We start from the raw sequence: 609 nt of genomic DNA on the forward strand, positions 1-609 counted from the left end.
ATATAGGCCGTCACCGTTTCCTTGGCGAAGATAGTGTCGAGACCGGCATCATCCGAAGTCTGGTGGATGAAACCGCGCTCGCTCATCGTGCGCAGGAAATCCGATTTGAAGGCAGGCATTTTTTCTTTCCCGAAAGCGTCCGGCCAGCGTGGCTCGGGTGTGCATGAACGCGGGCGTTTAGCATCCAAGCGCGATCAGCAAAAGTGGTTTCCGGTTTTGCGACTGATCGTGCGCCAGACAAAGGTCCAGCGATCAGCAAAAGTGGTTTCCGGTTTTGGTGCCCGCGCGGATGGCATTTGCGAATCCTTGCTTCGTCGTTTGGGCTGGCGTATTGAGGCGCCGCGCAGGGCAGGGCCTGAGGCGCCGCGACGGGGCCATCCCGCAGATCAGATCCGGAAAGCTCCGCGATGAACAGGAACTATCTTTTTCTCTTTCTGTTCAGCGTGCTGATGACTTTCAGCGGACTGGCGAGCCTTCCACCCGTCGACCGGGACGAATCCCGTTTTGTCCAGGCCACCAAGCAGATGGTCGAAACCTCCGACTATGTCGACATCCGTTTTCAGGATGCCTCGCGCTACAAGAAGCCGATCGGCATCTACTGGCTGCAAT

Annotated in this window: 1 pseudogene; it reads left to right on the plus strand. The window is 57.3% G+C overall.

What is annotated here, in order from left to right:
• Positions 1-407: 407 nt before the first annotated feature.
• Positions 408-609, plus strand: a pseudogene (locus EN893_RS36935) (glycosyltransferase family 39 protein); the annotation flags it as partial.

Origin of the sequence: Mesorhizobium sp. M7A.F.Ca.CA.004.04.2.1, assembly GCF_004022825.1 — a bacterium.
Taxonomy (GTDB): domain Bacteria; phylum Pseudomonadota; class Alphaproteobacteria; order Rhizobiales; family Rhizobiaceae; genus Mesorhizobium.